This is a genomic window from Streptomyces marokkonensis (genome assembly GCF_008312835.1).
GTDB lineage: Bacteria > Actinomycetota > Actinomycetes > Streptomycetales > Streptomycetaceae > Streptomyces > Streptomyces marokkonensis_A.
Window position 1 is genome coordinate 526,754 of record NZ_VSKS01000003.1, and the last position, 25,713, is coordinate 552,466.

The 25,713-nt window shown below is 72.3% G+C and carries 19 protein-coding genes and 1 pseudogene; 17 read left to right on the top strand and 3 right to left on the bottom strand.

Annotated elements, in window-relative coordinates; all coding sequences use genetic code 11:
• Positions 1 to 6 precede the first annotated feature (6 nt).
• Positions 7 to 1,278, top strand: coding sequence for a polysaccharide deacetylase family protein (locus tag F1615_RS08185; protein WP_149548183.1), 1,272 nt, complete (start codon positions 7 to 9; stop codon positions 1,276 to 1,278).
• 3 nt (positions 1,279 to 1,281) lie between these two features.
• On the opposite strand, the gene F1615_RS08190 is transcribed toward F1615_RS08185, so the two are convergent.
• The gene (locus tag F1615_RS08190; RefSeq protein WP_149548184.1) at positions 1,282 to 2,262 is read right to left on the bottom strand and encodes an ATP-binding protein; all 981 of its coding nucleotides are present in this window, start codon (positions 2,260 to 2,262) and stop codon (positions 1,282 to 1,284) included.
• A 101-nt stretch (positions 2,263 to 2,363) separates the two neighbouring features.
• On the opposite strand from F1615_RS08190, the gene F1615_RS08195 reads away from it, so the two are divergent.
• Positions 2,364 to 3,188, top strand: coding sequence for an oxidoreductase (locus tag F1615_RS08195; RefSeq protein WP_149548185.1), 825 nt, complete (start codon positions 2,364 to 2,366; stop codon positions 3,186 to 3,188).
• Between the two features lie 403 nt (positions 3,189 to 3,591).
• On the opposite strand, the gene F1615_RS08200 is transcribed toward F1615_RS08195, so the two are convergent.
• Complete coding sequence (locus tag F1615_RS08200) at positions 3,592 to 4,425, bottom strand: HAD family hydrolase (protein ID WP_149548186.1); 834 nt, start codon at positions 4,423 to 4,425, stop codon at positions 3,592 to 3,594.
• 582 nt (positions 4,426 to 5,007) lie between these two features.
• Here F1615_RS08200 and ssd point away from each other — a divergent pair.
• The 7 genes and pseudogenes from ssd to F1615_RS08235 form a co-directional block, all read left to right on the top strand.
• The gene (gene ssd, locus F1615_RS08205; RefSeq protein ID WP_149548187.1) at positions 5,008 to 6,111 is read left to right on the top strand and encodes a septum site-determining protein Ssd; all 1,104 of its coding nucleotides are present in this window, start codon (positions 5,008 to 5,010) and stop codon (positions 6,109 to 6,111) included.
• The gene (locus F1615_RS08210) at positions 6,108 to 7,316 is read left to right on the top strand and encodes a TadA family conjugal transfer-associated ATPase (RefSeq protein ID WP_149548188.1); all 1,209 of its coding nucleotides are present in this window, start codon (positions 6,108 to 6,110) and stop codon (positions 7,314 to 7,316) included. The genes ssd and F1615_RS08210 overlap by 4 nt, the downstream gene beginning before the upstream one ends.
• Positions 7,313 to 8,188, top strand: a complete 876-nt coding sequence (locus tag F1615_RS08215; protein WP_149548189.1) for a type II secretion system F family protein — start codon at positions 7,313 to 7,315, stop codon at positions 8,186 to 8,188. The genes F1615_RS08210 and F1615_RS08215 overlap by 4 nt, the downstream gene beginning before the upstream one ends.
• Positions 8,185 to 8,985: a type II secretion system F family protein gene (locus tag F1615_RS08220; protein WP_149548190.1), complete on the top strand. Its 801-nt coding sequence runs from the start codon at positions 8,185 to 8,187 to the stop codon at positions 8,983 to 8,985. The genes F1615_RS08215 and F1615_RS08220 overlap by 4 nt, the downstream gene beginning before the upstream one ends.
• Positions 8,986 to 9,069: 84 nt before the next feature.
• On the top strand, positions 9,070 to 9,279 hold the full coding sequence (locus tag F1615_RS08225; RefSeq protein WP_149548251.1) for a DUF4244 domain-containing protein: 210 nt from the start codon (positions 9,070 to 9,072) through the stop codon (positions 9,277 to 9,279).
• The gene (locus tag F1615_RS08230) at positions 9,266 to 9,631 is read left to right on the top strand and encodes a TadE family type IV pilus minor pilin (RefSeq protein ID WP_149548191.1); all 366 of its coding nucleotides are present in this window, start codon (positions 9,266 to 9,268) and stop codon (positions 9,629 to 9,631) included. Before F1615_RS08225 ends, F1615_RS08230 begins: the two co-directional genes overlap by 14 nt.
• Positions 9,628 to 9,993 (top strand): annotated as a pseudogene (locus F1615_RS08235) (Rv3654c family TadE-like protein); the annotation flags it as partial. The gene F1615_RS08230 and the pseudogene F1615_RS08235, both read left to right, overlap by 4 nt.
• A 40-nt stretch (positions 9,994 to 10,033) precedes the next feature.
• On the opposite strand, the gene F1615_RS08240 reads toward F1615_RS08235, so the two are convergent.
• Positions 10,034 to 12,634, bottom strand: a complete 2,601-nt coding sequence (locus F1615_RS08240; protein ID WP_244328670.1) for a DEAD/DEAH box helicase — start codon at positions 12,632 to 12,634, stop codon at positions 10,034 to 10,036.
• Positions 12,635 to 12,713: 79 nt separating this feature from the next.
• On the opposite strand from F1615_RS08240, the gene bldG reads away from it, so the two are divergent.
• From bldG to tmk, 8 genes are all read left to right on the top strand, one after another.
• Complete coding sequence (gene bldG / locus F1615_RS08245; RefSeq protein WP_003991900.1) at positions 12,714 to 13,055, top strand: anti-sigma factor antagonist BldG; 342 nt, start codon at positions 12,714 to 12,716, stop codon at positions 13,053 to 13,055.
• A 112-nt stretch (positions 13,056 to 13,167) separates the two neighbouring features.
• Positions 13,168 to 13,602 carry an ATP-binding protein gene (locus tag F1615_RS08250; protein ID WP_149548193.1) on the top strand — a complete coding sequence of 145 codons (435 nt, stop codon included), beginning with the start codon at positions 13,168 to 13,170 and terminating at the stop codon, positions 13,600 to 13,602.
• Between the two features lie 320 nt (positions 13,603 to 13,922).
• Positions 13,923 to 16,328, top strand: a complete 2,406-nt coding sequence (locus F1615_RS08260) for a sodium-translocating pyrophosphatase (protein ID WP_149548195.1) — start codon at positions 13,923 to 13,925, stop codon at positions 16,326 to 16,328.
• 192 nt (positions 16,329 to 16,520) lie between these two features.
• Complete coding sequence (locus F1615_RS08265; protein WP_149548196.1) at positions 16,521 to 17,111, top strand: small secreted protein; 591 nt, start codon at positions 16,521 to 16,523, stop codon at positions 17,109 to 17,111.
• 63 nt (positions 17,112 to 17,174) lie between these two features.
• A complete protein-coding gene (locus F1615_RS08270; protein WP_208818266.1) occupies positions 17,175 to 18,704 on the top strand; it encodes a DUF7059 domain-containing protein in 1,530 nt (509 codons plus the stop codon).
• 286 nt (positions 18,705 to 18,990) lie between these two features.
• Positions 18,991 to 19,188 (top strand): hypothetical protein, encoded by a 198-nt coding sequence (locus F1615_RS08275; RefSeq protein WP_149548198.1) that lies wholly within the window; start codon positions 18,991 to 18,993, stop codon positions 19,186 to 19,188.
• A gap of 245 nt (positions 19,189 to 19,433) precedes the next feature.
• Positions 19,434 to 22,259, top strand: a complete 2,826-nt coding sequence (gene topA, locus F1615_RS08280) for a type I DNA topoisomerase (RefSeq protein WP_149548199.1) — start codon at positions 19,434 to 19,436, stop codon at positions 22,257 to 22,259.
• Positions 22,260 to 22,393: 134 nt separating this feature from the next.
• On the top strand, positions 22,394 to 25,642 hold the full coding sequence (gene tmk, locus F1615_RS08285; protein WP_149548200.1) for a dTMP kinase: 3,249 nt from the start codon (positions 22,394 to 22,396) through the stop codon (positions 25,640 to 25,642).
• The last annotated feature ends 71 nt before the right edge of the window (positions 25,643 to 25,713 follow it).

A 25,713-nucleotide genomic window follows, 5' to 3' on the forward strand; every position in this document is an offset into this window, starting at 1 on the left:
GGGCGGATGGCCGCCACCCACAGGATCGCCGCGGGCACCGTGATCGCCGCGGTCTGCGTCGCCTCGCTCGCCGGCTGCGGCACCGGCAGCGACGGCACCGGCGAGCAGCCACGGGCCCGGGAGAAGGCCAACCCGGCCCCCGCGCCGAAGAACGTCGTCCGGCTGATCGGCGACGGCTCCACCGCGTACACCGGAGCGCAGCCGCACCTGCCCCGGCCCGAGCGGCTGAAGCCGGGTGAGAAGCCCCCGCAGTTCGTCGTCTTCTCCTGGGACGGCGCGGGCGAGGACGGCCAGCGGCTCTTCTCCCACTTCCGCAAGGTCGCCAGGGAGAACAACGCGACCATGACGTACTTCCTGAGCGGCGTGTACCTGCTCCCGGAGGAGAAGCGTGATCTGTACCGGCCGCCTCAGCACTCCCCGGGCCGCTCCGACATCGGCTTCAACGACCGGCAGGGCATCGCCGACACCGTGAAGCAGTTGCGGCTGGCCTGGCTCGAGGGCAACGAGATCGGCACCCACTTCAACGGGCACTTCTGCGGCAGCGCCGGTGGGGTCGGCGAGTGGTCGGTGGCGGACTGGAAGGACGAGATCGCGCAGGCCAAGCGCTTCGTGAAGACCTGGAAGACCAACGCCGGCATGAAGAACACCGCTCCGCTGCCCTTCGACTACGACGAGGAGCTCATCGGCGCGCGCACCCCGTGCCTGGAGGGGCAGAAGAACTTCATGAAGGCCGCGCGCGAACTCGGCTTCCGCTACGACACCAGCGGGGTCAACAACCAGGTGTGGCCGAAGAAGAAGCAGGGGCTGTGGGATCTGTCGATGCAGCTCGTGCCCTTCCCCGGGCACTCCTTCGAACAGCTCACCATGGACTACAACTTCATGGTCAACCAGTCGGGCACCACCACCCAGGGCGACCCCGCCAAGCACGCGCTCTGGGGCGACCAGATGCGGGACGGCCTGCTCCAGGGCTTCGAGCGGGCCCACAAGGGCAACAGGGCGCCCCTGATCATCGGCAACCACTTCGAGTCCTGGAACGGCGGCACCTACATGCGTGCCGTCGAGGAGGTCGTCGAGACGGTGTGCAACAAGCCCGACGTCCGCTGTGTCTCCTTCCGGCAACTGGTGGACTGGCTGGACGCCCAGGACCCGGCCACCCTCGCAAAGCTGCGCACGCTGGGCGTCGGCGAGGCCCCCAAGAAGGGCTGGGACTCCTTCCTGTCCGGCGGCCCCGCCCCGGCTCCCAAGGGGGCACCCGGCTCCCCGGCGGCGAAGGGGTGAGTGTCAGGCGGACGCCGTGACGCTCTCGCCCAGCACGAAACCGGGGTCGACCTGGGCCGCCAGGTCGACCCCCGTGCGCTCGTTCCCCCACGACCGGGCGTTCTTCAGATGGAAATGCACCATCTGGCGTGTGTAACGCTCCCGGTCCCGCAGTCCGTACGCGGCGTCGGCGGCCGAGCGCAGCAGGCGCAGGGCGTGGCGGTTGGGCTCCTCCAGGAGCTCGAACCGCGGCGGCCGGCCCTTCTCCAGGGACCGGACCCAGTCGGAGTGCCCCACTGTCACCAGCAGGTCGTCGCCTACTTCCGCGCGGAGGAAGTCGAGGTCGTCCGGGCCCTGCACCTTGTTGCCGACGACCTTGAGGGCCACGCCGAAGTCGCGGGCGTACTCCTTGTACTGGCGATAGACGGAGACGCCCTTCCGGGTCGGCTCGGCCACGAGGAACGTGACGTCGAAGCGGGTGAACATGCCGGAGGCGAAGGAGTCCGATCCGGCGGTCATGTCGACCACGACGTACTCGCCGGGGCCGTCCACCAGGTGGTTGAGGCACAGCTCCACCGCTCCGGTCTTGGAGTGGTAGCAGGCGACGCCCAGATCGGCCTCGGTGAAGGAGCCGGTGACCATCAGACGGACGGTCCCGCCGTCGAGTTCCACCGGGCGCGCGCAGGCGTCGTAGACCGGATTGTCCTCGCACACCCGCAGCAGCCGGGAGCCCTCGCCGGGCGGCGTCGTCTTGATCATCGTCTCGGCGGACGCGATGCGCGGGTTGGTGCCGCGCAGGTAGTCCTTGATCAGCGGCAGGTGCTCGCCCATCGCGGGCAGGGCGGCCGCCTCCGCCTCGTCCAGGCCCAGCGCGGCACCGAGATGCTGGTTGATGTCGGCGTCGACCGCGACCACCGGGGCACCGCAGGCCGCGAGATGGCGGATGAACAGGGAGGACAGGGTCGTCTTTCCGCTGCCGCCCTTCCCTACGAAAGCAATTTTCATGTTCACCAACGGTAAGGTGCTGATGGCTCTACGTCACAGTTGTGCGTGAAGAAGACCACTCCATCGTGGGGCGGGCGCCCTGGGTGCGTAATGTCGTACTCATGAGTACGACAGGCGCGACCGCCGACCCGCTCGCGGCCCTGGGCGCCCTGCCCGGCGTGGCCGATTCCGTGGAGTCCGTGCGCAAGGCCGTGGACCGGGTCTACGGGCACCGGGTCATGCGGCGGCGCAGCAACGAGATCACCTCCGAGGCGGCGCTGCGCGGCGCCCGCGGCTCGGCGGCGCTGTCGGGCGCCGACTGGGCCCTGGAGGAAGTGCGCCGGCGCAGCGACTTCAGCGGTGACGACGAGGCGCGCACGATGGGCGCCGCCTTGCGCCTGACCGCCGAGGCGGGACAGCTGCTGTCCATCTGGCGGCAGTCGCCCCTGCGGGTGCTGGCCCGGCTGCACCTGGTCGCGGCGGCCGACAAGGCGGAGCGGACCGGGCGGCCCCGGCAGGAGGGTGAGCCGGTCGACGAGCCCTTGACCGGGCTCCCGCTGCCGAGCGCGGCGGAGGCGCACGGTCGGCTGGAGGGGCTGTCCGAGCTGATCATCGCGGGCGGTTCCGCACCGGCGCTGGTGACGGCCGCCGTGGTGCACGGCGAACTCCTCGCCCTGCGCCCCTTCACCTCCCACAACGGACTGGTGGCGCGCACGGCCGAACGCATCGTCCTGATCGGCAGCGGGCTCGACCCCAAGTCCGTTTGCCCCGCCGAGGTCGGACACGCCGAGCTGGGACGGGACGCCTATCTGGAGGCACTGGAGGGCTATGTCTCCGGCACCCCCGAGGGAATGGCCGCCTGGATCGCCCACTGCGGGCGGGCCGTGGAACTCGGGGCGCGCGAGTCGACGGCGGTGTGCGAGGCGCTGCAGCGCGGAGCGGCGTGAACGGGACGGCGTGAATGCCGTTCAAAGGGCTGCGCGAAGATGCGGCGGTACGAATACTCGTACCGCCGCTGGCATGTTCACCGCGTTACCAGGCGTCCTCGCTATATGCCCATCAGGTCGGGAACTTTGCCCGTCACCTGGTGCGGCTGGCCCGTAATCGACGGGTCGACGTCGCGTGGGTTCCCGGTGTTCATGCTCGGTCCGTGGGGCCGAATGCGTTGTAAAGGTGATCCTCTCGGATGTCCTTGGTCTCGCGGGCCGTTAAGTCCTTTGTACTCCCGTTTCGAAGCAGGCGGAAGTCCTGGGCCTGCTTCTTTACTTTTGTGTTGAAAGACGTGTCAAACGGGCGTCCACATGACGAACGCGGGCGACGCTCGCCCGCGCGACCCGTGAAGGGGAGCGGTCAGGCCACCGAAGTGCGGCGCCGGCTGGCGTACCAGACGAGGCCCGCGGTGGCCGCCGCGGCTCCTATCGCGGCCGCCGCGACCAGGGCGGGGCGCGGCGGCACGGCGAACGCGGGGAAGCGCTGCTTCAGCCGCACCGGCCGGTGGAAGTCGAGGATCGGCCAGTCCCGCGCGAGGGCCTCGCGGCGCAGCGCGCGGTCCGGGTTCACGGCGTGCGGGTGGCCCACGGACTCCAGCATCGGCACATCGGTCGCCGAATCGCTGTAGGCGTAGCAGCGGGCCAGGTCGTAGCCCTCGGACTCGGCCAGTTCCCGGATCGCCTCGGCCTTGGTCGGCCCGTACGCGTAGTACTCCACCTCGCCGGTGAAGCACCCGTCACCGCCCACGACCATGCGGGTGGCGACGACCCGGTCGGCGCCGAGGAGTTCGCCGATCGGTTCGACCACCTCGGCACCCGACGTGGACACGATCACGACGTCGCGCCCCGCGGTGTGGTGCTCCTCGATGAGGGTGGCGGCCTCGTCGTAGATGATCGGGTCGATCAGGTCGTGCAGCGTCTCGGCGACGATCTCCCTCACCTGCTGCACGTTCCAGCCGCGGCACAGGGCGGACAGATACTTGCGCATCCGCTCCATCTGGTCGTGATCCGCGCCGCCGGCGAGGAACACGAACTGGGCATATGCGGTTCGCAGGACCGCCCTGCGGTTGATCAGGCCGCCTTGGTAGAAGGACTTGCTGAACGTGAGCGTGCTCGACTTCGCAATGACCGTCTTGTCCAGGTCAAAGAAGGCGGCTGTGCGGGGCAAGGAGTGGTTTTCCACGTCCATGAGCATAGGCGCAGCCCATTCGGCGTAAGGTGGGGCGTGTGGGTTTGCCTGGGAAGGCTCTCGGGTACACCATGGAAGTCACGGATCGTTCGCGACCGTGCTAACCCGGTCCGACTCCTCCCCCCCCCGAGTCGGCCGTGGGGACGACCCCCGCTCTCCCCCCCGGCGGGGGTCGTCGCATGTCCGGACGCATTTTCACGCTTCTGCCCCCGCTTGGGACTCCGTGGCGGTGCTCGTCGTCGGTGTTTTGTCATGGGCATGAAAAGTTACCCGTGGTAGTCGCCGGACTGCCCTGCGGGACTCGCGCAGAAGGCACCCCGCGCTCACCGGTATGGGTGACCGCGATATTCACAGCCGTCGTCCCGTCCACAGTTATCGACCAAGATCCACGAGTTTCTCCGGATCGCTGCACCGTGATTCCAGCGCGACCCGCTCGCCGCGAGTTCGTGGCCGGTTCCGTTTGCCGGGTCGCGCGGGGGCCGGTTTCCGCCGGCCGCTCACAGGAAGGCCGCTTGCCGGCTCTTCACCCGTCCGGGAATCGCGAGGCCGCAGGGGCAGCGCGGGACCACGAAGCAAAGGGGGACGAACATGAACGGAACCATCACGCACGACCCGCCCGCCTCCGGAGGAGGCCGGCAGGGCGCACCACTGATCGTCACCGAGGACGCCGCACTCCTCGACGACCTGTTGCGCCTCTGCGCGGCGGCCGGTGCCACACCCGAGGTCCATCACGGGGTGCCGGAACCGAGGGGCAGCTGGGAGGCCGCACCCCTCGTCCTCGTCGGCGACGACGCGGCGCGGAGGGTGCGCGGGGCGGCACGCCGGCCGGGAGTCGTCCTGGTCGGCCGCGACCAGGACGACAGCGGAGTCTGGCGACGGGCCGTCGAGATCGGCGCCGACCACGTGCTGATGCTGCCCGACGGCGAGCAGTGGCTCGTCGACCGCATCGCCGACGTGGCCGAAGGTGTCGGACGGCCCGCTCTGACCGTCGGCGTCATCGGCGGCCGGGGTGGCGCCGGAGCATCCACGCTCGCGTGCGCCCTCGCCGTCACCTCCGCCCGCGAAGGACTGCGCACCCTCCTCGTGGACGCGGACCCCCTGGGCGGCGGACTCGACGTGGCCCTCGGCGGGGAGACCGCCAAGGGGCTGCGCTGGCCCGCGTTCGCCGCGTCGCACGGACGGGTCGGCGGCGGAGCCCTGGAGGAATCACTGCCGGAACTGCACTCCTTGCGGGTGCTCAGCTGGGACCGGGGCGACTGCCTCGCCGTACCGCCCCGGGCCGTCCGCGCGGTGCTCGCCGCCGCCCGGCGCGGGGGCGGCACCGTCGTGGTCGATCTGCCACGCCGCGTCGACGACGGGGTCGCCGAGATCCTCGCCCAGCTCGACCTCGGGCTCCTCGTGGTCCCCGCGGAGCTGCGCGCCGTCGCCGCGGCGGGCCGCGTCGCCTCAGCCGTGGGCATGGTCCTGCGCGACCTGCGCGTTGCGGTGCGCGGCCCCTACGCGCCCGGCCTGGACGACCGGGAGGTGGCCCGGCTGCTCGAACTGCCCCTGGCGGGAGACGTCCCCGTCGAGCCCGCCCTGCAGGGTCCGTACGACACGGGCCGGCCGCCAGGGGCGTCGGGCAGGGGCCCGCTGGCCCGCTTCTGCCGGGAGTTCTGGGAGCGCACGCTGGTGGAAGCGAGGGCGGCATGAGGAGTCCGGCGGTGAGCGGGGCGGGGATGCCACCCGGTCTGCTCGACGGGGTACGACGACGGCTGGCCGAGAGCGGGGCCGAGCCGACGCCCGCGCGGGTGGCGCAGGCGCTGCGGGACCAGGGGCGGGTGCTCGGGGACGCCGAAGTGCTGGGAGCGGCCGAGCAACTGCGGTCCGAGCTGGTCGGCAGTGGGCCGCTGGAGCGGCTGCTCGCCGATCCTTCGGTGACCGACGTGCTGGTGTCGGCGCCGAACCGGGTCTGGGTGGACCGGGGCGGCGGGCTGGAACTCACCGGGATCGCCTTTCCGGACGAGACGGCCGTCCGGCGCCTGGCACAACGGCTCGCCGCGGTGGCCGGCCGGCGCCTTGACGACGCCCGGCCCTGGGTCGACGCACGGCTGCCCGACGGGACACGCCTGCACGCGGTGCTGCCACCGGTGGCCGTGGGGGGCACCTGCCTGTCGCTCCGGGTCGTGCGGCCGCGCGCCTTCACACTCGGCGAACTGGTGATGGCCGGGACCGTGCCGCCGGGCGGGGACCGCGTACTGCGGGCGCTGCTGGACGCGCGGCTGTCGTTCCTGGTCAGCGGCGGCACCGGCAGCGGCAAGACGACCCTGCTGAGCGCGCTGCTGGGGCTGGTCGGTCCGGACGAGCGCGTGGTCCTGGCAGAGGACTCGGCGGAACTGCGGCCCGATCACCCGCACGTCGTGCGCCTGGAGACACGGCCCGCCAACCAGGAGGGCGCGGGTCTCGTCACCCTCGAGGACCTGGTGCGGCAGGCACTGCGCATGCGGCCGGACCGGCTGGTCGTGGGCGAGGTGCGCGGCCCGGAGGTGGTCCATCTGCTGGCGGCCCTCAACACGGGCCATGAAGGCGGCTCGTGCACGGTCCATGCCAATGCGGCGGGTGACGTGCCCGCCCGGCTGGAGGCACTCGGAACGGCCGCCGGACTCGACCGGTTCGCCCTGCACAGCCAGCTGGCGGCCGCCCTCTCGGTGGTGCTGCACCTCGTACGCGACCGGGGCGGTCGGCGGCGGATCGCGGAGGTGCACGTGCTGGAGCGGGACCCGTCGGGTCTGGTGCGGACGGTGCCGGCGCTGCGGTGGGGACCGGAGGCGTTCGTCCACGAGCGGGGCTGGGAGCGACTGCGGGAACTGCTCGGGAGCTCGACCGGTGACGGACGGCGCGAGGGGAGCGGGGCATGAACGCCGCGACGGAGGCGTCGATGGGCGTGGCCGTGGCCTGTCTGGGAGCCGCGGCGTGGTTGCTGGGCGGCGGGCAGGCGGATGCCAGGCGGACGCGGTTGCTGCTGGCCGGCGGGAGCCCCGTGGACAACGGGCCGCCCGGGCGGACCCGGGTGCTCCGTGAGTGGGGGCGGATCCGCGGGTGGCTGCGCGTCGAGTGGTGGTCGCTGGCCGCCGGGCTGGTGCTGGCGGTGCTGGGAGCGTCGGTGCTGCCGGTCGTCGCGGGGGCGGCCGGGGTGCCGTTGCTGCGGCGGCTGCGGCGGGCCACCGGGGAGCGCCGGGCCGAGGAGAGGCGCGGGGACGCGGTGATCGCGCTGTGCGGGGCGCTCGCGGGTGAGGTGCGTGCCGGCCGGCAGCCGGGCGAGGCGCTGCTGCCGGCCGCTCGGGACTCCGGCGGGCTGGGTGAGATGCAGGCGGCCGTGCTGGCGGCGGCGCGGTTCGGCGGGGACGTCCCGGACGCCCTGGCGGCGGCGGCACGGCAGCCGGGTGCCGAAGGGCTGCGGGGACTCGCCGCGTGCTGGCGGGTGGCCGTGGACCAGGGTGCCGGGCTCGCGGCAGGGCTCGACCGGCTGGAGGCGGCGCTGCGTGCCGAACGGGACCAGCGGGCCGACCTGCGCGCCCAGTTGGCCGGTGCCCGCGCCACGGCGGTGATGCTCGCCGGGCTCCCGGTCGTCGGCCTGGCCCTCGGCGCGGCCCTCGGCGCCGACCCGCTGCACATCCTGCTGCACACGTCGTCGGGGCTGGCCTGTCTGGTGGCCGGCGGGGTGCTGGAGGGCCTGGGCCTGTGGTGGGCGCTGCGGATCATGCGGGGCGCGGAGGAGGTGGCGGCATGAGCGGGGAGGTTGTCCACAGGCTGGGGGTGGCGGTGGGGATCGTGGCCGCGCTCGTCTGGCTGGCGGGATGGTGGGACCGCACACGGTTCGAGCGCGGAGTGCGGCGGCGCCTGGCCCGGGTGCTGGCGCCGGAACGGCCGGCTCCTGCCTCGCACCGCACGCTGCTGCTCGCCGCGCGGCGCTGGATGCCGCATGCGGGCGTGGCGTGTGCCGGGTGGGTGCTGGTGGGCGGACCCGCGGGGGTGGCGGTCGGGCTGGTCGCCGCGGCCGGGCTGTGGTGGCGGCTGCGGCAGACGGCGGCGGGCGCGCCCGCGCACGGGGCGCACACCACCGCGGCGGACACCGCCGGGGCGGGAAGCCAACTCCCCCTCGCCGCCGATCTGCTGTCCGCCTGCATCGCGGCGGGCGCCGGACCGGTACTGGCGGCGCAGGCCGTCGGGGAGACCTTGGGCGGGCCGGTCGGGGGTGCGCTCGCCCGGGGCGCGGCGGAAGTACGGCTGGGTGGTGAACCGGGAGCGGCGTGGCGCCGGCTGGAGTCGCTGCCGGGCGCCGTGCCGCTGGCCCGGCTGCTGGAACGGGCCGATGTGTCCGGACTCCCCCTGGCAGCCCCTGTGGGCCGGCTCGCCGCCGAGGCCCGCGCGGAGTGGACCCGCGCGGCGACGGCACGCGCCCGGAGAGCGGCCGTCATGGTCAGCGCCCCGGTGGGGCTGTGTTTCCTGCCCGCGTTCATCGCGGTCGGCGTACTGCCCGTGGTCATCGGACTCGCGGGCGGGGTGCTGGGAGGAGGTGGTGCGTGACGGAAGAGGGCGGCAGGACCGGCGGAGCCGGCGGAACGAGCAGTACCCACAAGATCAATGAGACTTCTCCTGACGGGGGTTGAGATGTATCAGGCGGTGCGGGCACGACTGGGTGCCCTGGTGTGCAAGCTGCGTGCGGCGCGGAGGGACGCCGGAATGGTGACGTCGGAGTACGCCATGGGAATCGTGGCGGCGGTGGCGTTCGCCGTGGTGCTCTACAAGGTGGTCAACAGCGGACCGGTCAGCACGGCGCTGCGGAACATCGTGCAGCAGGCACTCGATGGCCGGATGTGAAGGTCGTGCCGACCGCGGGTTCGTCACGGCGGAGGCGGCCATGGTGCTGCCCGTGCTGGTGATGTTCGCGACGGCGCTGGTCTGGGGCCTGCTGGTGGTGGCGGCGCAGATCCAGTGCGTGGACGCGGCCCGCACCGGCGCCCGCGCGGCGGCCCGGCAGGATCCGCACGACGCGGTCGTCGCGGTGGCCCGTGAGGCGGCGCCGCCCGGCGCCAGAGTCATGGTGAGCCGGGAGGCCGGGCAGGTCCGGGTGGTCGTCGTGGCCAGACCCCCGGTGCTGCACGGGCTGCCCTTCGACCTGCGGGAGGAGGCCGTCGCCGCGGTGGAGGAGACGACGGGAGCGGAGACATGAGGACCCACCCGCGGCCACGCAGGGGCCCCCGGTCCTGGAAGCGGTGGCCGAGGGGCGGCCGAGCCGCCCAGCGGTGGCCGAGGGGCGGCCGAGCCGCCGGGCACCGCACCGACCGGGGGTCGGCGACCGTCTGGAGTGTCGGGGCCGTCGCCGTGCTGTGTGTGGTGTTCGGCGTCGTCCTCGCCCTCGGGCAGGTGGTCGTGGTCCGGCACCGGGCGGCCGGCGGAGCGGACCTGGCGGCGCTCGCCGCGGCCGACCACTGGACGCGGGGCACCACGGCGGCCTGCGCGCGGGCGGACCGGGTGGCCCGCGCGCAGGGCACACGGCTCGTGCGGTGCGTGATCACCGGCGAGGTGTCGGACGTGTCGGTGGCGTCGGGCCCGGGGCCGTTCACGGTGGAGGTCAGGGCACGGGCGGGACCGGCCGGTCCGGTGGACCCTCCGCCGGAGGTCCCGGCTCCGGGTTCTGCCGGGGCCCGGGCGACCGCTCCGGTTGCTCCTCCGCCTCCGGGCCACCGGCCGTCCCGGCAGCACCTTCCGTCTCCCGCGGCTTCTCCGCCGGTGCCCCCTCCAGCAGCACCGTGAGCAGCCGCACCGCACCCCGCTTGTGCAGAGGGTCGTTGCCGTTGCCGCACTTGGGGGACTGGATGCAGGACGGGCAGCCGGCGTCGCACTCGCAGGAGGCGATGGCCTGGCGGGTGGCCGTGAGCCAGGCCCGGGCGGTGTGGAAGGCGCGTTCGGCGAAGCCCGCGCCGCCCGGGTGACCGTCGTAGACGAAGACCGTGGGCAGCAGGGTGTCGGGGTGGAGCGGGATCGAGACTCCGCCGATGTCCCAGCGGTCGCAGGTGGCGAAGAGCGGAAGCATGCCGATCGACGCGTGCTCGGCGGCGTGCAGGGCGCCGCCGAGGATCTCCGGGTTGATCCTGGCCCGGTCCAGCTGGTCCTCGGTGACCGTCCACCACACCGCGCGGGTGCGCAGCGTACGAGGAGGAAGGTCGAGCTTCGTCTCACCCAGCACCTCGCCGGTGATCTGGCGCCGGCGCAGGAAGGAGACCACCTGGTTGGTGACCTCGACGGTGCCGTAGCAGAGCCGGCCGTCGCCCCACGGGATCTCGGTGTCCGTCTCCAGCACGGAGATCGACGTCGTGTCCCGGGCCACCGTCGTGTAGGTCGGGCTCGCCCGCTCGACCAGGGCGACCGAGTCCTCCAGGTCGAGGGAGCGGACGAGATAGGTGAGGCCCTGGTGCAGATGGACCGCGCCCTCGTGGACGCTCGTGTGCGCCGCGCCCGCGTCGACCGTGCCGAGCAGCCTGCCCGTACCGGCCTCGACGACCTGCACCGGCCGGCCGCCCTCACCGCGGATGTCGGTCAGGTCGGCGGCCCGCTCGCGGCGGGTCCAGTGCCAGGCCTTCGTCCGCCGGCGCAGCAGCTTCGCGGCCTCCAGTTGCGGGAGCAGTTCCTCGGCGGCCGGGCCGAAGAGGGCCAGGTCCTCCTCGGTCAGCGGCAGTTCCTCGGCCGCCGCGCAGAGATGGGGGGCGAGCACGTAGGGGTTGTCGGGATCGAGGACGGTGGACTCCACGGGCCTCTCGAAGAGGGCCTCGGGGTGGTGGACGAGAAAGGTGTCCAGGGGGTCGTCGCGGGCGACCAGGACGGCGAGTGCGCCCTGCCCGGACCGTCCGGCCCGGCCGGCCTGCTGCCACAGGGAGGCCCGGGTGCCCGGGTAGCCGGCGATCACCACGGCGTCCAGGCCCGAGATGTCCACGCCGAGTTCGAGGGCGTTCGTCGCCGCGAGGCCGAGGAGCTCGCCGGAGTGCAGGGCCCGTTCGAGGGCACGGCGTTCCTCGGGGAGATATCCGCCCCGGTACGCCGCGACACGCCGGGCCAGCGACCGGTCGACCTCGGCGAGGCGCTCCTGGGCGATCACGGAGATGAGTTCGGCGCCGCGCCGGGAGCGCACGAAGGTGACCGAGCGGATTCCCTGCACGGTGAGGTCGGTCAGCAGATCGGCGGCCTCGGCGGTGGCCGTACGGCGGACCGGGGCGCCCCTCTCGCCGTGCAGCTCGGTCAGCGGGGGCTCCCACAGGGCGAACACGAGTTCACCCCGGGGTGAGGCGTCGTCGGCCACCTCGACCACCGGCAGGCCCGTCAGACGGCGGGCGGCGACCGCGGGCTCCGCGGCGGTCGCGGAGGCCAGCAGGAAGACGGGAGAGGCGCCGTAGCGGGCGCACAGGCGGCGCAGCCGGCGCAGCACCTGGGCGACGTGCGAGCCGAACACTCCCCGGTAGGTGTGGCACTCGTCGACGACGACGTACTTCAGCGACTTCAGGAAGGAGGACCAGCGGGGGTGGGACGGCAGGATGCCCCGGTGCAGCATGTCCGGGTTGGTCAGGACGTAGTTGGCGTACTGGCGGATCCACTCGCGTTCCTCGAACGGCGTGTCCCCGTCGTAGACCGCCGGACGCACCGAATGGCCCAGTGGTTGTGAAAGTTCCTTCACGGACCGGCACTGGTCCGCCGCGAGGGCCTTCGTGGGGGCGAGGTACAGGGCGGTCGCCCCGCGGCCGTTCGGCGCCTGCGAGCCGTCCAGGAGCGTCGACAGGACGGGCGTGAGATACGCCAGGGACTTGCCGGACGCCGTACCGGTGGCGACCACGACGGACTCGCCGTTCAGGGCGTGCTCCGCGGCGCGTGCCTGGTGGGCCCAGGGATGGTCGATACCCGCGGCCCGGACGGCGGCGACGACCTCCGTGCGGATCCGGTCCGGCCAGACGGCATGGCGACCCTCGCGCGGGGGCAAGTGCTCCGTATGAGTGATGCGCGAAGCCCGGCTCGGTCCGGACGCGAGCCGGTCCAGGACCACGCCCGGGGCGGTCCTGGACGGGGCCTGCGTCGGGGGTCTGTCGGATCGGTGATTCTTGGCCATCGGCACCGAGTGTGTCACTGGCGTGACGGACAATGGGGCCAAGGCGTCGTGCACGCCTGCCGGTAAGTGATTGAATGCCATCGCGGCTGGCGAACCGTCCCGGGGGCTGAGCCGAGATGCCCCAAGGGCGACCGCTCGATAGCTAGGTGCTGGAGGATCCGTGGACCTGTCCCTGTCGACCGAGACCATGGGCGATCGCACGATCGTCAGGGTCGGTGGCGAAATCGACGTATATACCGCGCCCAAGCTGCGCGAGCAGCTGGTCGAGCTGGTGAACGACGGCAGTTTCCACCTTGTCGTCGACATGGAAGGTGTGGACTTCCTCGACTCCACCGGACTCGGCGTGCTGGTCGGCGGCCTGAAGCGGGTTCGAGCCCATGAGGGCTCGTTGCGCCTGGTCTGCAACCAGGAGCGCATTCTCAAGATCTTCCGCATTACCGGCCTGACCAAGGTGTTCCCGATCCACACCTCGGTCGAGGAAGCGGTGGCGGCCACCGACTGACCACCACGCTCCCGGGCCGTGGCGCCCGGGCGGCGGAAGAGAACCACGAGGAGGGCCGGGCGTTCGGCGGCCCGGCCTCTCCACAGCACGCCCGTAGTTGCGAGGGGGATGCATGGCCACCGTTGAACTCCGCTTCAGCGCGCTGCCGGAGCATGTCAGGACCGCCCGTCTCGTGGCGGCGGCGGTGGCGCGCAGGGCCGGAGTGGACGAGGCCGTCCTCGACGAGGTCCGGCTCGCCGTCGGCGAGGCGTGCACCCGTGCCGTGGGACTGCACCAGCACGGCGGCATCTCGGCGCCCGTGAAGGTGCTGCTGATCGAGGAGGAGAAGCAGTTCTCCATCGAGGTCGGCGACGAGGCACCCCACGCGGTCCCCGGCGGACGAGCCGGTGACGGGTCGGGCGACGCGGACGTGGAGACCGAGGAGGACGAGATGGGCCTCGCGGTCATCAGCGGTCTCGTCGACGACGTCGAGGTCAGCGCCGGGGAGCACGGCGGATCGATCCGCATGAGGTGGCCCACCGTGCCGCCGGCCACCCTCCTCGCCTGACCGTTCACCCGTACGGCGACGTTTTCACCCGAAGGGCCCCACGAGTGGGGCCCTTCGGCATGTGCGGGTGCCGGTGCCCGCCCTTACAGTGGTCACGAGCGGTTGATCGCGTGAATTCCTTCACGATCGACCGGCGTCCTGGAAATGCGATCACGTGAATGCCCCAAAGGCATTACCGATTTCGGGCAACTGGCCGCCCGGCGATCAATGGGAAGAGTGCGTGCAGGCCATTTACATTTCACGCGCTCTGTTTTGATCAGGTTCCGGTACCTACAATCCCGTCCACATCTTGAGCTCAGCCCAAGCGTCAAGGAGGACGAATGGCGGGGCTTTCCATCCCATACGAGTCGGGCCAACCCACATCCCTCGCAGCCGCCGTGCTGACCGACGACAACCGCCTGCTCGTGGTGGTCATCGGGGTCGTTGCGCTGGCGGCGCTCGTGGTCGCGGGAGTCCTGGTGCGCCAGGTACTCGCGGCCGGCGAGGGCACCGACAGCATGAAGAAGATCGCGGCGGCGATCCAAGAGGGCGCGAACGCCTATCTGGCCCGCCAGCTGCGCACCCTCGGCGTATTCGCCGTCGTCGTGTTCTTCCTGCTCATGCTGCTGCCCGCGGACGACTGGACTCAGCGTGCCGGACGGTCGGTGTTCTTCTTGATCGGAGCGGCGTTCTCGGCGGCCACCGGCTATATCGGTATGTGGCTCGCCGTGCGCACCAATGTGCGGGTCGCCGCAGCGGCACGCGAAGCCACTCCGGCCGAGGGCGAGCCGGAAAAGGATCTCACCGCCGTCTCGCACAAAGCGATGAAGATCGCTTTCCGGACGGGCGGCGTCGTCGGCATGTTCACCGTGGGCCTCGGTCTGCTGGGTGCCTCCTGCGTGGTGCTCGTGTACGCGGCCGACGCGCCGAAGGTGCTCGAGGGGTTCGGCCTGGGGGCCGCGCTGATCGCGATGTTCATGCGGGTCGGCGGCGGCATCTTCACCAAGGCCGCCGACGTCGGCGCCGACCTGGTCGGCAAGGTCGAGCAGGGCATTCCGGAGGACGATCCGCGCAACGCCGCGACCATCGCCGACAACGTGGGCGACAACGTCGGCGACTGCGCGGGCATGGCGGCCGACCTCTTCGAGTCGTACGCCGTGACCCTGGTGGCCGCGCTGATCCTGGGCTCGGCGGCGTTCGGCGACGCGGGACTGGCGTTCCCGTTGCTGGTGCCGGCGATCGGTGTCGTCACCGCCATGATCGGTATCTTCGCCGTGGCGCCGAGGCGCGCCGACCGCAGCGGCATGAGCGCGATCAACCGTGGGTTCTTCATCTCCGCGGTGATCTCGCTCGTCCTGGTCGCGATCGCCGTGTTCGTCTATCTGCCGTCGTCGTACGCCGACCTCGACGGCGTCACCGACGAGGCGATCCTGGGCAGGGACGGCGATCCGCGGATCCTCGCGCTCGTCGCGGTGGCCATCGGCATCGTGCTCGCCGCCCTCATCCAGCAACTCACCGGCTACTTCACCGAGACCACCCGGCGTCCGGTGCGGGACATCGGCAAGTCCTCGCTCACCGGCCCGGCGACCGTCGTGCTCGCCGGTGTCTCCGTCGGTCTCGAATCCGCCGTCTACACCGCTCTGCTGATCGGCCTCGGCGTCTACGGGGCGTTCCTGCTCGGCGGTACGTCGATCATGCTGGCGCTGTTCGCGGTGGCACTGGCCGGCACCGGCCTGCTCACCACGGTCGGTGTGATCGTCGCCATGGACACCTTCGGCCCGGTCTCCGACAACGCGCAGGGCATCGCCGAGATGTCCGGCGACGTCGAGGGCGCGGGTGCCCAGGTGCTCACCAACCTGGACGCGGTCGGCAACACCACCAAGGCCATCACCAAGGGCATCGCGATCGCCACCGCGGTACTGGCGGCGGCGGCGCTGTTCGGCTCGTACCGGGACGCCATCACCACCGGCGCGAGAGACGTGGGCGAGCAACTCAGCGGGGAGGGCGCGCCCCTGAGCCTGATGATGGACATCTCCCAGCCCAACAACCTCGTCGGTCTGATCGCGGGCGCGGCGGTCGTCTTCCTCTTCTCGGGGCTGGCGATCAACGCGGTGTCGCGGTCGGCGGGTTCGGTGGTCTACGAGGTGCGGCGGCAGTTCCGCGAGAAGCCCGGGATCATGGACTACAGCGAGAAACCGGAGTACGGCAAGGTCGTCGACATCTGCACCAGGGATGCCCTGCGCGAGCTCGCCACGCCCGGTCTGCTCGCCGTGATGGCGCCCATCTTCATCGGGTTCACCCTCGGCGTGGGCGCCCTGGGCGCCTTCCTCGCCGGCGCGATCGGCGCGGGCACGCTGATGGCGGTGTTCCTCGCCAACTCCGGTGGCGCCTGGGACAACGCGAAGAAACTCGTCGAGGACGGCCACCACGGCGGCAAGGGCAGCGAGGCGCACGCGGCCACCGTCATCGGCGACACCGTCGGCGACCCCTTCAAGGACACCGCCGGACCCGCGATCAACCCCCTGCTGAAGGTGATGAACCTGGTGGCGCTGCTCATCGCGCCCGCGGTCATCGAGTTCTCCTACGGTGCGGACAAGAGCGTCGGGATGCGGGTGCTCATCGCGGTGCTGGCGCTGGTCGTGATCGTCGGCGCGGTGTACGTGTCCAAGCGGCGCGGTATCGCCGTGGACGGTGAGAACGACTCCGAGCCGGAACCCAAGTCGCCCGATCCGGCGGTGGTTTCCTAGGAGCGGCGGGCGGACACCGGATCAAGGTGCGGGCGGACGGCGCGTATTGGCGCGCCGTCCGCCCGCTGCTGGTGTCCGCACCCTGGCCGTGAGCCTTCTCTCGCTTGGTGCAAATGGCTTCAAAAGTGTCTTACCGGACGTTCGGCGGGTGGGTGTAGTCCATCCGGCGTGTATGTTCCGGGGCCGAAGGCCATGGAAGGGACCAATCCGGTGAACAAGAAGCTCGCGGCCGCACTGTCCGGCGGTGCGGTACTGGTACTGGCGCTGACGGGATGCGGCGGCGACGACAACAACGAGAAGCTCGACGCCTGGGCGAAGGAGGTCTGCGACTCGGTGCAGCCGCAGGCCGCGAAGATCAAGTCGGCCAACGCGGCGATCCAGAAGGAGACCTCGGACAACAGCACGCCGGAAGAGGTCCAGAAGGCCGACTCGAAGGCCTTCCAGGACATGTCCGACGCCTACAAGGCGATCGGTGCAGCCGTGAACAAGGCCGGGCCGCCGGACGTCGAGAACGGCGAGAAGAAGCAGACGGACGCCGTCAAGGAGCTCAACGGCATCTCCGCGTCGTACGCCTCGCTGAAGAAGCAGGTCGACGGCCTCGACACCGACGACCAGGCGGAGTTCGCCGACGGGCTCAAGGACATCGCCGCCGAGCTGGACAAGCTGAGCAAGAGCGGCAACGACGCTCTGAGCACCCTGGAGGAGGGCGAGGTCGGCGAGGCGATGTCCCGGCAGCCGAGCTGCCAGACGGCCACCGCGTCGGCCGGAGCCACCAAGAGCTGACGTCCCGTCGGCGACGAAGCGCCCCGCAGCCGCGGGGCGCGCCGGGAGGGGGCGGCGGCCACAATGGAGGGCGTGAGTGACGCCAGCCTGCCGCCCCTGCCCTCGTCCGACCGCCCCGAAGCCGCCGCGCGGTTGCGCGACGCCCTGCTCGGAGCCTCCTTCACCGCCGACGGACTGCTCGAACTGCTCGGCGCCCCCGCGTACGCGGCGCTGGCCCGCAGCGAGACCGTGCCCGCCCTCCGGGCCACCCGCGGGGACACCCCGCTGGAGACGCTCGTACGGCTGTTCCTGTTGCAGCAGCCGGTGCCGCACGCGCGCGTGGCGGAGGTCCTGCCCGTGGACGTCTGCCTGGAGAGCGGGTGGCTTACGCGCGCCGGCGCGGACGACCTCACCGCGGCCGTGGACGTACGGCCGTACGGCGGGCCGGCCGGTGAGGACTGGTTCATCGTGTCCGACCTCGGGTGCGCGGTCGGCGGAGCCGGGGGCATCGGCAGCCGCGACGAGGGCGTGGTCCTCGGCGTCGGCGGTGCGTCCATGACCCTGGCCGGCATCACCGTCCGTACGCCCGTGGCCTCCGCGCTCGACGTCGGCACCGGCTCCGGCATCCAGGCGCTGCACGCGGCCCGTCACGCCACGCGCGTGACGGCCACCGACGTTAACCCGCGCGCGCTGCACATCACCGGGCTCACCCTGGCCCTGTCCGGGGCCCCGGCCGCCGATCTGCGCGAGGGGTCGCTGTTCACTCCGGTCCGGGACGACGAGACGTACGACCTGATCGTGTCCAACCCGCCCTTCGTGATCTCCCCGGGCGCCCGGCTCACCTACCGCGACGGCGGGATGGGCGGGGACGATCTGTGCCGCACGATCGTTCAGGAAGCGGGGGAACGGCTGAACGAGGGCGGGTTCGCGCAGTTCCTCGCCAACTGGCAGCACGTCGAGGGGGAGGACTGGCAGGACAGACTCAGGTCATGGGTGCCCCGCGGGTGCGACGCCTGGATCGTGCAGCGCGAGGTGCAGGACATCACCCAGTACGCCGAGCTGTGGCTGCGGGACGCCGGCGACCACCGCGGCGACCGGGCCGGGTACCTGGCGCGGTACGACGCGTGGCTGGACGAGTTCGAGGCGCGCAAGGTGAGGGCGGTCGGCTTCGGCTGGATCACCCTGCGCAAGTCGGGCTCCGCCGCGCCGTCGGTCACGGTGGAGGAGTGGCCGCACCCGGTCGAGCAGCCGCTCGGCGAGACGGTCCGGGCGCACTTCGACCGGCTCGACTACCTGCGGGCGCACGACGATGCGGCGCTGCTCGGGGCGCGCTTCGAGCTGGCCGCCGAGGTCGTGCAGGAACAGGTCGGGCTGCCCGGTGCCGAGGACCCGGAGCACGTCGTGCTGCGGCAGAACCGCGGGATGCGCCGGGCCACCAAGGTGGACACGATCGGCGCGGGCTTCGCCGGCGTGTGCGACGGCACCATGAGCGCGGGCCGGATCCTGGACGCCATCGCCCAGCTCCTCGGTGAGGACCCCGTACTGCTGCGCGACCGTACGCCGGCCCAGATCCGGCTGCTGGTGGAGCAGGGCTTCCTGGAGCCGGCCGGCTGACACCGGCGGGCGGGGCGGCCGCCGGCGTCGGGGCCGGTGTCGGGCCGGTCGCCCCATGAGTCACTTCCCTGCCATGCGTCTCGTCCTTCACACCGGTACCGGTCGCTCCGCGCGCCTTTCCCACCGATCCGAGATTTCTGCCGGCGGGCCCCGGGACCGGATCCGGCCGAGTCGCTCCGGACCGTGGCCCCCACGTTCACCTCCGGTTCGCCCGCACGCCGCCCGGGCGTGGCAGCGTCACGCCCGGGCCGGTGTCGGAGGACGGGAAAGAGGAGCTCGGGGGACCATGGAGAGCGGACCGGCGATCTTCGCGGGAATGGTGTTCTGCCTGTTCGGAGCCGCATTGCTGGCCTGGACCGTGACCCGCGCGCGGCAGCACCGCCCGGTGGCCCAGGGTGTGAGCCCCGTCGCATCCGTCACCGTCGCCGGGCTCGTCGCGGTGACCGCCCTGGCCCTCGGCGCATGGTGCTTCACCCGCCTCTGACGAGCGGGGAACACCGGCCGCTCGCGGTAACCGATAGGTCGCGCTCCGCATAAGGGCGGGCGGAGTCTGGACACTCCGGGCGGCAGGAACGGTGGTAGTCGGGTTACCGTTCGAGTGGCCGTTGCGGGCTTTTCCCGTTTGACACGGGGGCGGGATGTACCGTCACACTCCGCAGCGTCACCTTGACCCGACCCCGGGGAGATCGCCTGGGGAGGCCCCAGCGTCGACCGGAGAGAAGAGCGAAGTTGTCCCCGACCAGCGAGACCGCGAACGGCGGCCGCCGACTCGTCATCGTCGAGTCGCCTGCCAAGGCGAAGACGATCAAGGGCTATCTGGGCCCCGGCTACATCGTCGAGGCGAGCGTCGGGCACATTCGCGACCTTCCCAACGGCGCCGCGGAGGTACCCGAGAAGTACACCGGCGAAGTCCGCCGACTCGGTGTGGACGTGGACCACGACTTCCAGCCGATCTATGTGGTCAACGCGGACAAGCGGGCCCAGGTCAAGAAGCTCAAGGACCTGCTGAAGGAGTCCGACGAGCTCTTCCTCGCCACCGATGAGGACCGCGAGGGCGAGGCCATCGCGTGGCACCTGCAGGAAGTGCTCAAGCCGAAGATCCCGGTCAAGCGGATGGTCTTCCACGAGATCACCAAGGACGCGATCCGCGAGGCCGTGGCCAATCCGCGCCAGCTCAACCAGAAGCTGGTCGACGCCCAGGAGACCCGCCGCATCCTCGACCGTCTCTACGGCTACGAGGTCTCGCCGGTCCTGTGGAAGAAGGTCATGCCCCGGCTGTCCGCCGGCCGTGTCCAGTCCGTCGCCACCAGGCTGGTCGTGGAGCGGGAACGCGAGCGCATGGCGTTCCGTTCCGCCGAGTACTGGGACCTCACCGGTACCTTCTCGACCGGCCGTGAGGGGGACCGTACGGACCCCTCGTCGTTGGTCGCGCGCCTGCAGTCCGTCGACGGGCGGCGGGTCGCGCAGGGCCGCGACTTCGACTCCCTGGGACAGCTGAAGAGCGCGAACACCCTCCACCTCGACGAGGCGAACGCCCGCGCCCTGGCCGCCGCCCTGGAGAACGCGCGGTTCGCCGTGCGTTCCGTCGAGTCCAAGCCGTACCGCCGCTCGCCGTACGCCCCGTTCCGTACGACGACGCTGCAGCAGGAGGCGAGCCGCAAGCTCGGCTTCGGCGCGAAGGCCACCATGCAGGTCGCGCAGAAGCTGTACGAGAACGGCTACATCACTTACATGCGTACGGACTCGACGACCCTGAGCGAGACGGCGGTGGCCGCCGCCCGCGCCCAGGTCACGCAGCTGTACGGCGCCGACTACCTGCCGCCGCAGCCGCGCACCTACGCGGGCAAGGTCAAGAACGCGCAGGAGGCGCACGAGGCGATCCGTCCCTCGGGGGACCGTTTCCGCACACCTGCCGAGACCGGGCTGACCGGTGACCAGTTCAAGCTGTACGAGCTGATCTGGAAGCGGACCGTCGCCTCGCAGATGAAGGACGCCACCGGCAACTCCGTGACCGTGAAGATCGGCGGCACGGCGGCCGACGGCCGGGACGTCGAGTTCAGCGCGTCCGGCAAGACGATCACCTTCCACGGTTTCCTGAAGGCGTACGTCGAGGGCGCCGACGACCCGAACGCCGAGCTCGACGACCGCGAGCGCCGGCTGCCGCAGGTCGCCGAGGGCGACGCCCTGGGCGCCGAGGAGATCACGGTCGACGGGCACGCCACCAAGCCCCCGGCCCGCTACACCGAGGCGTCGCTGGTCAAGGAGCTGGAGGAGCGGGAGATCGGCCGCCCGTCGACGTACGCGTCGATCATCGGCACGATCCTCGACCGCGGTTACGTGTTCAAGAAGGGCACGGCGCTGGTGCCGTCCTTCCTCTCCTTCGCCGTGGTCAACCTGCTGGAGAAGCACTTCGGCCGGCTCGTCGACTACGACTTCACCGCGAAGATGGAGGACGACCTCGACCGCATCGCGCGCGGTGAGGCGCGGGCGGTGCCGTGGCTGAAGCGCTTCTACTTCGGCGAGGGCACGGGCAACGGCGGCGCGGCCGAGGCGGGCAACGGCGACGGTGACCACCTCGGCGGTCTCAAGGAGCTGGTGACGGACCTGGGCGCGATCGACGCGCGCGAGGTGTCGTCGTTCCCCGTGGGCAACGGCATCGTGCTGCGGGTGGGACGCTACGGCCCGTACATCGAGCGCGGCGAGAAGGACACCGAGCAGCACCAGCGCGCCGACATCCCGGACGACCTGGCACCCGACGAGCTGACCGTCGAGCTCGCCGAGGAACTGCTCGCCAAGCCGAGCGGTGACTTCGAGCTGGGCACCGACCCGGCGACCGGTCACGCGATCGTCGCGAAGGACGGCCGCTACGGCCCGTACGTCACCGAGGTGCTCCCCGAGGGCACCCCGAAGACCGGCAAGAACGCGGTCAAGCCGCGGACCGCCTCCCTCTTCAAGTCGATGTCCCTGGACACGGTGACCCTCGACGACGCGCTGAGGCTGATGTCGCTGCCGCGCGTGGTCGGCGCGGACGCCGAGGGCCAGGAGATCACCGCGCAGAACGGCCGCTACGGCCCGTACCTGAAGAAGGGCACGGACTCGCGGTCGCTGCAGTCCGAGGAGCAGCTCTTCACGATCACGCTGGAGGAGGCGCTGGCGATCTACGCCCAGCCCAAGCAGCGCGGTCGGGCCGCGGCCAAGCCGCCGCTGAAGGAACTGGGCACCGACCCGGTCAGCGAGAAGCCGGTCGTGGTGAAGGACGGCCGCTTCGGCCCGTACGTCACCGACGGCGAGACCAACGCGACCCTGCGCTCCGGCGACAGCGTCGAGACGATCACGCCGGAGCGCGGGTTCGAACTGCTCGCCGAGAAGCGGGCGAAGGGCCCCGCCAAGAAGACCGCGAAGAAGGCCACCAAGAAGACGGCGGCCAAGAAGGCGCCGGCGAAGAAGGCGACGGCCGCCAAGAAGACCGCGGCGAAGAAGACGACGGCCGCGAAGACGACGGCGAAGAAGGCCGCCGCCAAGAAGGCGACCGCCTCGAACGGCGCGGAGGACTGACCTCTTCCCCGTGACGCCGGGCGGGCTTCGCCCGGCGTTCGGAATGCGAACGCCCCGGCAGCACTCCTGCCGGGGCGTGTGCATGTCAGGCGCGTCGCGCCCGTGGTGCCGACGCGGGCCGATAGGCTGAACGCATGACGCGAGCCGAGCAGCCTACGGCCCCTCAACCGGCCCCCGACGATGCCCTTGTCGCGGACTCCCGCGAGCGTGCCGTCCGCGCCCTGCTGCGCCGACCGCAGCTGAAACGGTTGTGGAGCGCACAACTGGTGGGCGGGGCCGGTGACGTCCTCGCCCTCCTGGTGCTGGTCCTGCTCGCCCTTCAGGCGGCGGTCGCCGAGGGGGCGTTCGGCGGCGGATACCGGGGCGCCGCGTTCGCAGTGGCGACCGTTTTCGGGGTGCGCATCCTGGCGACCCTGCTGTTCGGCGCCGTACTCCTCGGCCCGCTCACCTCGCTCACCTCGCAGGACGGGCCGCTGGACCGCCGCTGGACCATGGTCGGCGCCGACGGGCTGCGCGCGGCGCTGCTCATCGTGGCGCCGCTGTGGATCGACTGGACACCCGAGAACGCACTGGCCGTCCTTCTCGTCACCGCTTTCGTGGCCGGTGTCGCCGAGCGGTTCTGGACGGTGTGCCGGGAGGGCGCCGCGCCCGCGCTGCTGCCCGCGCCGCCCCCGGAGGGCGCGACCGTGCGGCCGCTGCCCGACCACATGGACGCGCTGCGCCGCCTGTCGCTGCGCACGAACTTCGTCGCGATACCGCTCGCGGCCGTCACGCTCGTCGTCGCGGCCCTGCTCAACAACCTGCTCGGCACGGGCATCGAATGGTTCGGCGAACACCGGGCCGCCCTCGCCTCCTACGTCGCGGCCGGACTGTTCGCCGCGTCCCTGTCCGTCGTCACGTTCCTGGAACTGCCCGGCACCCGCACCCCCCGCCCGAGGTCGCCGCTGGAGGGCCTGCGCCGCCCGAAGAGTGCCGCCGGCTCCGACAAGGGCCGCACGGGCGCGCTGCCGCTCCTGGTGTTCGCCTCCGCTTCCGTCGCCGCCGCGGTGTCGGCCGCCGTCGCCGTGTCGGTGCTGCACGCCAAGGACCTGGGCGGCGGCCCGGTGCTCTACGGCCTGCTGGTCGCCGCGCTGACCGGCGGTGTCGTCGTCGGCATCCGTACGGCGCCCGCCCTGCTGCCGGCCCTGTCGCGGCGCCGGCTGCTCGCGCTCGCCCTCGCCTTCACCGGTGTCGCGCTGCTGGCCGCCGGACTCGTGCCGGACGTCACCAGCGTGCTGCTGGTCATGGCGCTGGCCGGTACCGGCGCGGGCATCGCCGCCAACACCGGGCACACGCTGCTCGACCAGGAGACCGAGGACCAGCGCCGGGTCCGGACGACCGAGCACCTGCACGCCGTGGTACGGGTCCTGGTGGCGCTCGGCGCGGTGGCCGCCCCGCTGGTCGCCGCGGCCATCGGACCGCACCGGCTGGAGAACGGCCGGTTCGTCTTCGCGCACGGCGGTGCCGCGTTCACGCTGATGCTGGTCGGCGCGCTGCTGCTGCCGGTGGCCGCGCTGGTGCTGGCCAAGGTCGACGACCGCTCCGGGGTGCCGCTGCGGCAGGACCTGCGCGACGCGCTGCTCGGCGGCGACGACCCCGAGCAGACGCCCGCCGCCGCCGGCTTCTTCATCGCCCTCGAGGGCGGCGACGGCGCCGGCAAGTCCACCCAGGCCGAGGCCCTCGCCGAGTGGATCCGGGACAAGGGCCACGAGGTCGTCCTCACCCGCGAGCCCGGCGCCACCCCGGTCGGCAAGCGGCTGCGGTCCATCCTGCTGGACGTCTCCAGCGCCGGACTCTCGCACCGCGCGGAGGCCCTGCTGTACGCCGCGGACCGCGCGGAGCACATCGACACCGTCGTACGGCCCGCACTCGAGCGCGGCGCGGTCGTCATCTCCGACCGCTACATCGACTCCTCCGTCGCCTACCAGGGCGCCGGACGCGACCTGTCGCCGACGGAGATCGCCCGCATCAACCGCTGGGCGACCGACGGCCTCGTCCCGCATCTGACGGTGCTGCTGGACGTGGCGCCGGAGACCGCGCGGGAGCGCTTCACGGAGGCGCCGGACCGGCTGGAGTCGGAGCCGGCGGAGTTCCACGCGCGCGTGCGGGCCGGATTCCTCACGCTGGCCGCCGCCGACCCCGGCCGCTACCTGGTGGTCGACGCCGGTCAGGAACCGGAGTCGGTCACCACGGTGATCCGGCACCGGCTCGACCAGGTGCTGCCGCTGTCCGAGGCCGAGATCCGGGCCCGCGAGGAAGCACGCCGCAAGGCCGAGGAGGAGGCCCGCCGCAAGGCGGAGGAGGAGGCGGCCCGCAAGGCCGAGGAGGAGCGCCTGGAGCGCGAGCGCCAGGAGCAGCTGGCGCGGCTGCGCGCCGAGGAGGAGGAGCGCAAGCGGCGCGAGCTGGAGGAGGCGCAGCGGCGCGAGGCCGAACGGCAGGCGGAGGAGGCCCGGCAGCGCGCCGAGGAAGCGCGCCGGCGTGCCGAGGAGGAGCGTCAGCGGTTGCTCGCCGAGGAGAAGGCGCTCGCCGAGGAGGAGGCCCGCCGCAGGGCCGAGGAGGAACGCCGGCGCAAGCAGGCCGAGGAGGAGGAGCGGCTGCGCGCCGAGGCCGAGGCACTGCGCATGGAGAAGCAGCGGAAGGCCGAGGAGGCGCTGCTGCGCGCGGAGGAGGCCCGGCGGCTGGCCGAACGGGCGGCGGCCGCGGCGGAGGCGGGACCGAAGCCGACGGGCGGGCCCGATGCCACACGGCCCGCCGCCCCCGGGGCGTCCCGGCCGGGAGCCGACGACGCGCTGACCGTGCCGACGCCGGTGGTGACGCCGACGAACGCGTCGGGCGGACCCGTGGACGAGACGGCCGTACTGCCGCGGGTGCCGGGCGAGGACGCCGGGCAGCCGTCAGGACGGTCCGGTCCCGCTTCCGAAGCCGAGGTCACGACCGAGCTCCCCAGGCCGCAGGTCCCGCCGGGTGCGACGGACGAGACGGCGGTACTCCCGCCCGTGCCGCCGGGCGCGGCGGACGAGACCGCCGTGCTCCCGCCGGTACGCGGTGACGAACCGGGGCCCGCGGACCGGGTCCCGCCCGGCTACTTCCAGGACGAGCGCCCGGCGAGCGGACCCGGCGCTCCTGGCGGACCCGGTGGCTCCGACGGCCCGCAGGACCGTACGCGGGAACTGCCTCAGGTCGACCCCGAGCGCGCGCCGCGCCGGCGCCGGAAGCGCTCCGACTGGGCGGAGGAGACCCCGCTCGACGACCTGCCGACCCTGGCCGACGAACTCCTGGGCCCCCACGACGACGAGCACGGCGACGACGACGGCCGGGGCGGCGGCCGGGGCCGGCGGCGCTGACCGGCCCGGGGCGGTCCGGGGGGCCCGGGGTGGTCCGGGGTGGTCCGGGGCGGTGGCGGACCTCGGCGCGG

What these genes read in the sequence shown, in the direction of transcription:
- F1615_RS08260 (WP_149548195.1), top strand. Translation starts at nt 13,923, where the DNA reads ATGGCGGGGCTTTCCATCCCATACGAGTCGGGCCAACCCACATCCCTC.
- ssd (WP_149548187.1), top strand. Translation starts at nt 5,008, where the DNA reads ATGAACGGAACCATCACGCACGACCCGCCCGCCTCCGGAGGAGGCCGG.
- F1615_RS08185 (WP_149548183.1), top strand. Translation starts at nt 7, where the DNA reads ATGGCCGCCACCCACAGGATCGCCGCGGGCACCGTGATCGCCGCGGTC.
- F1615_RS08230 (WP_149548191.1), top strand. Translation starts at nt 9,266, where the DNA reads ATGGCCGGATGTGAAGGTCGTGCCGACCGCGGGTTCGTCACGGCGGAG.
- F1615_RS08270 (WP_208818266.1), top strand. Translation starts at nt 17,175, where the DNA reads ATGGAGGGCGTGAGTGACGCCAGCCTGCCGCCCCTGCCCTCGTCCGAC.
- F1615_RS08200 (WP_149548186.1), bottom strand. Translation starts at nt 4,425, where the DNA reads ATGCTCATGGACGTGGAAAACCACTCCTTGCCCCGCACAGCCGCCTTC.
- F1615_RS08190 (WP_149548184.1), bottom strand. Translation starts at nt 2,262, where the DNA reads ATGAAAATTGCTTTCGTAGGGAAGGGCGGCAGCGGAAAGACGACCCTG.
- F1615_RS08265 (WP_149548196.1), top strand. Translation starts at nt 16,521, where the DNA reads ATGGAAGGGACCAATCCGGTGAACAAGAAGCTCGCGGCCGCACTGTCC.
- F1615_RS08215 (WP_149548189.1), top strand. Translation starts at nt 7,313, where the DNA reads ATGAACGCCGCGACGGAGGCGTCGATGGGCGTGGCCGTGGCCTGTCTG.
- F1615_RS08240 (WP_244328670.1), bottom strand. Translation starts at nt 12,634, where the DNA reads ATGGCATTCAATCACTTACCGGCAGGCGTGCACGACGCCTTGGCCCCA.
- F1615_RS08225 (WP_149548251.1), top strand. Translation starts at nt 9,070, where the DNA reads ATGTATCAGGCGGTGCGGGCACGACTGGGTGCCCTGGTGTGCAAGCTG.
- F1615_RS08220 (WP_149548190.1), top strand. Translation starts at nt 8,185, where the DNA reads ATGAGCGGGGAGGTTGTCCACAGGCTGGGGGTGGCGGTGGGGATCGTG.
- F1615_RS08250 (WP_149548193.1), top strand. Translation starts at nt 13,168, where the DNA reads ATGGCCACCGTTGAACTCCGCTTCAGCGCGCTGCCGGAGCATGTCAGG.
- F1615_RS08210 (WP_149548188.1), top strand. Translation starts at nt 6,108, where the DNA reads ATGAGGAGTCCGGCGGTGAGCGGGGCGGGGATGCCACCCGGTCTGCTC.
- tmk (WP_149548200.1), top strand. Translation starts at nt 22,394, where the DNA reads ATGACGCGAGCCGAGCAGCCTACGGCCCCTCAACCGGCCCCCGACGAT.
- F1615_RS08275 (WP_149548198.1), top strand. Translation starts at nt 18,991, where the DNA reads ATGGAGAGCGGACCGGCGATCTTCGCGGGAATGGTGTTCTGCCTGTTC.
- F1615_RS08195 (WP_149548185.1), top strand. Translation starts at nt 2,364, where the DNA reads ATGAGTACGACAGGCGCGACCGCCGACCCGCTCGCGGCCCTGGGCGCC.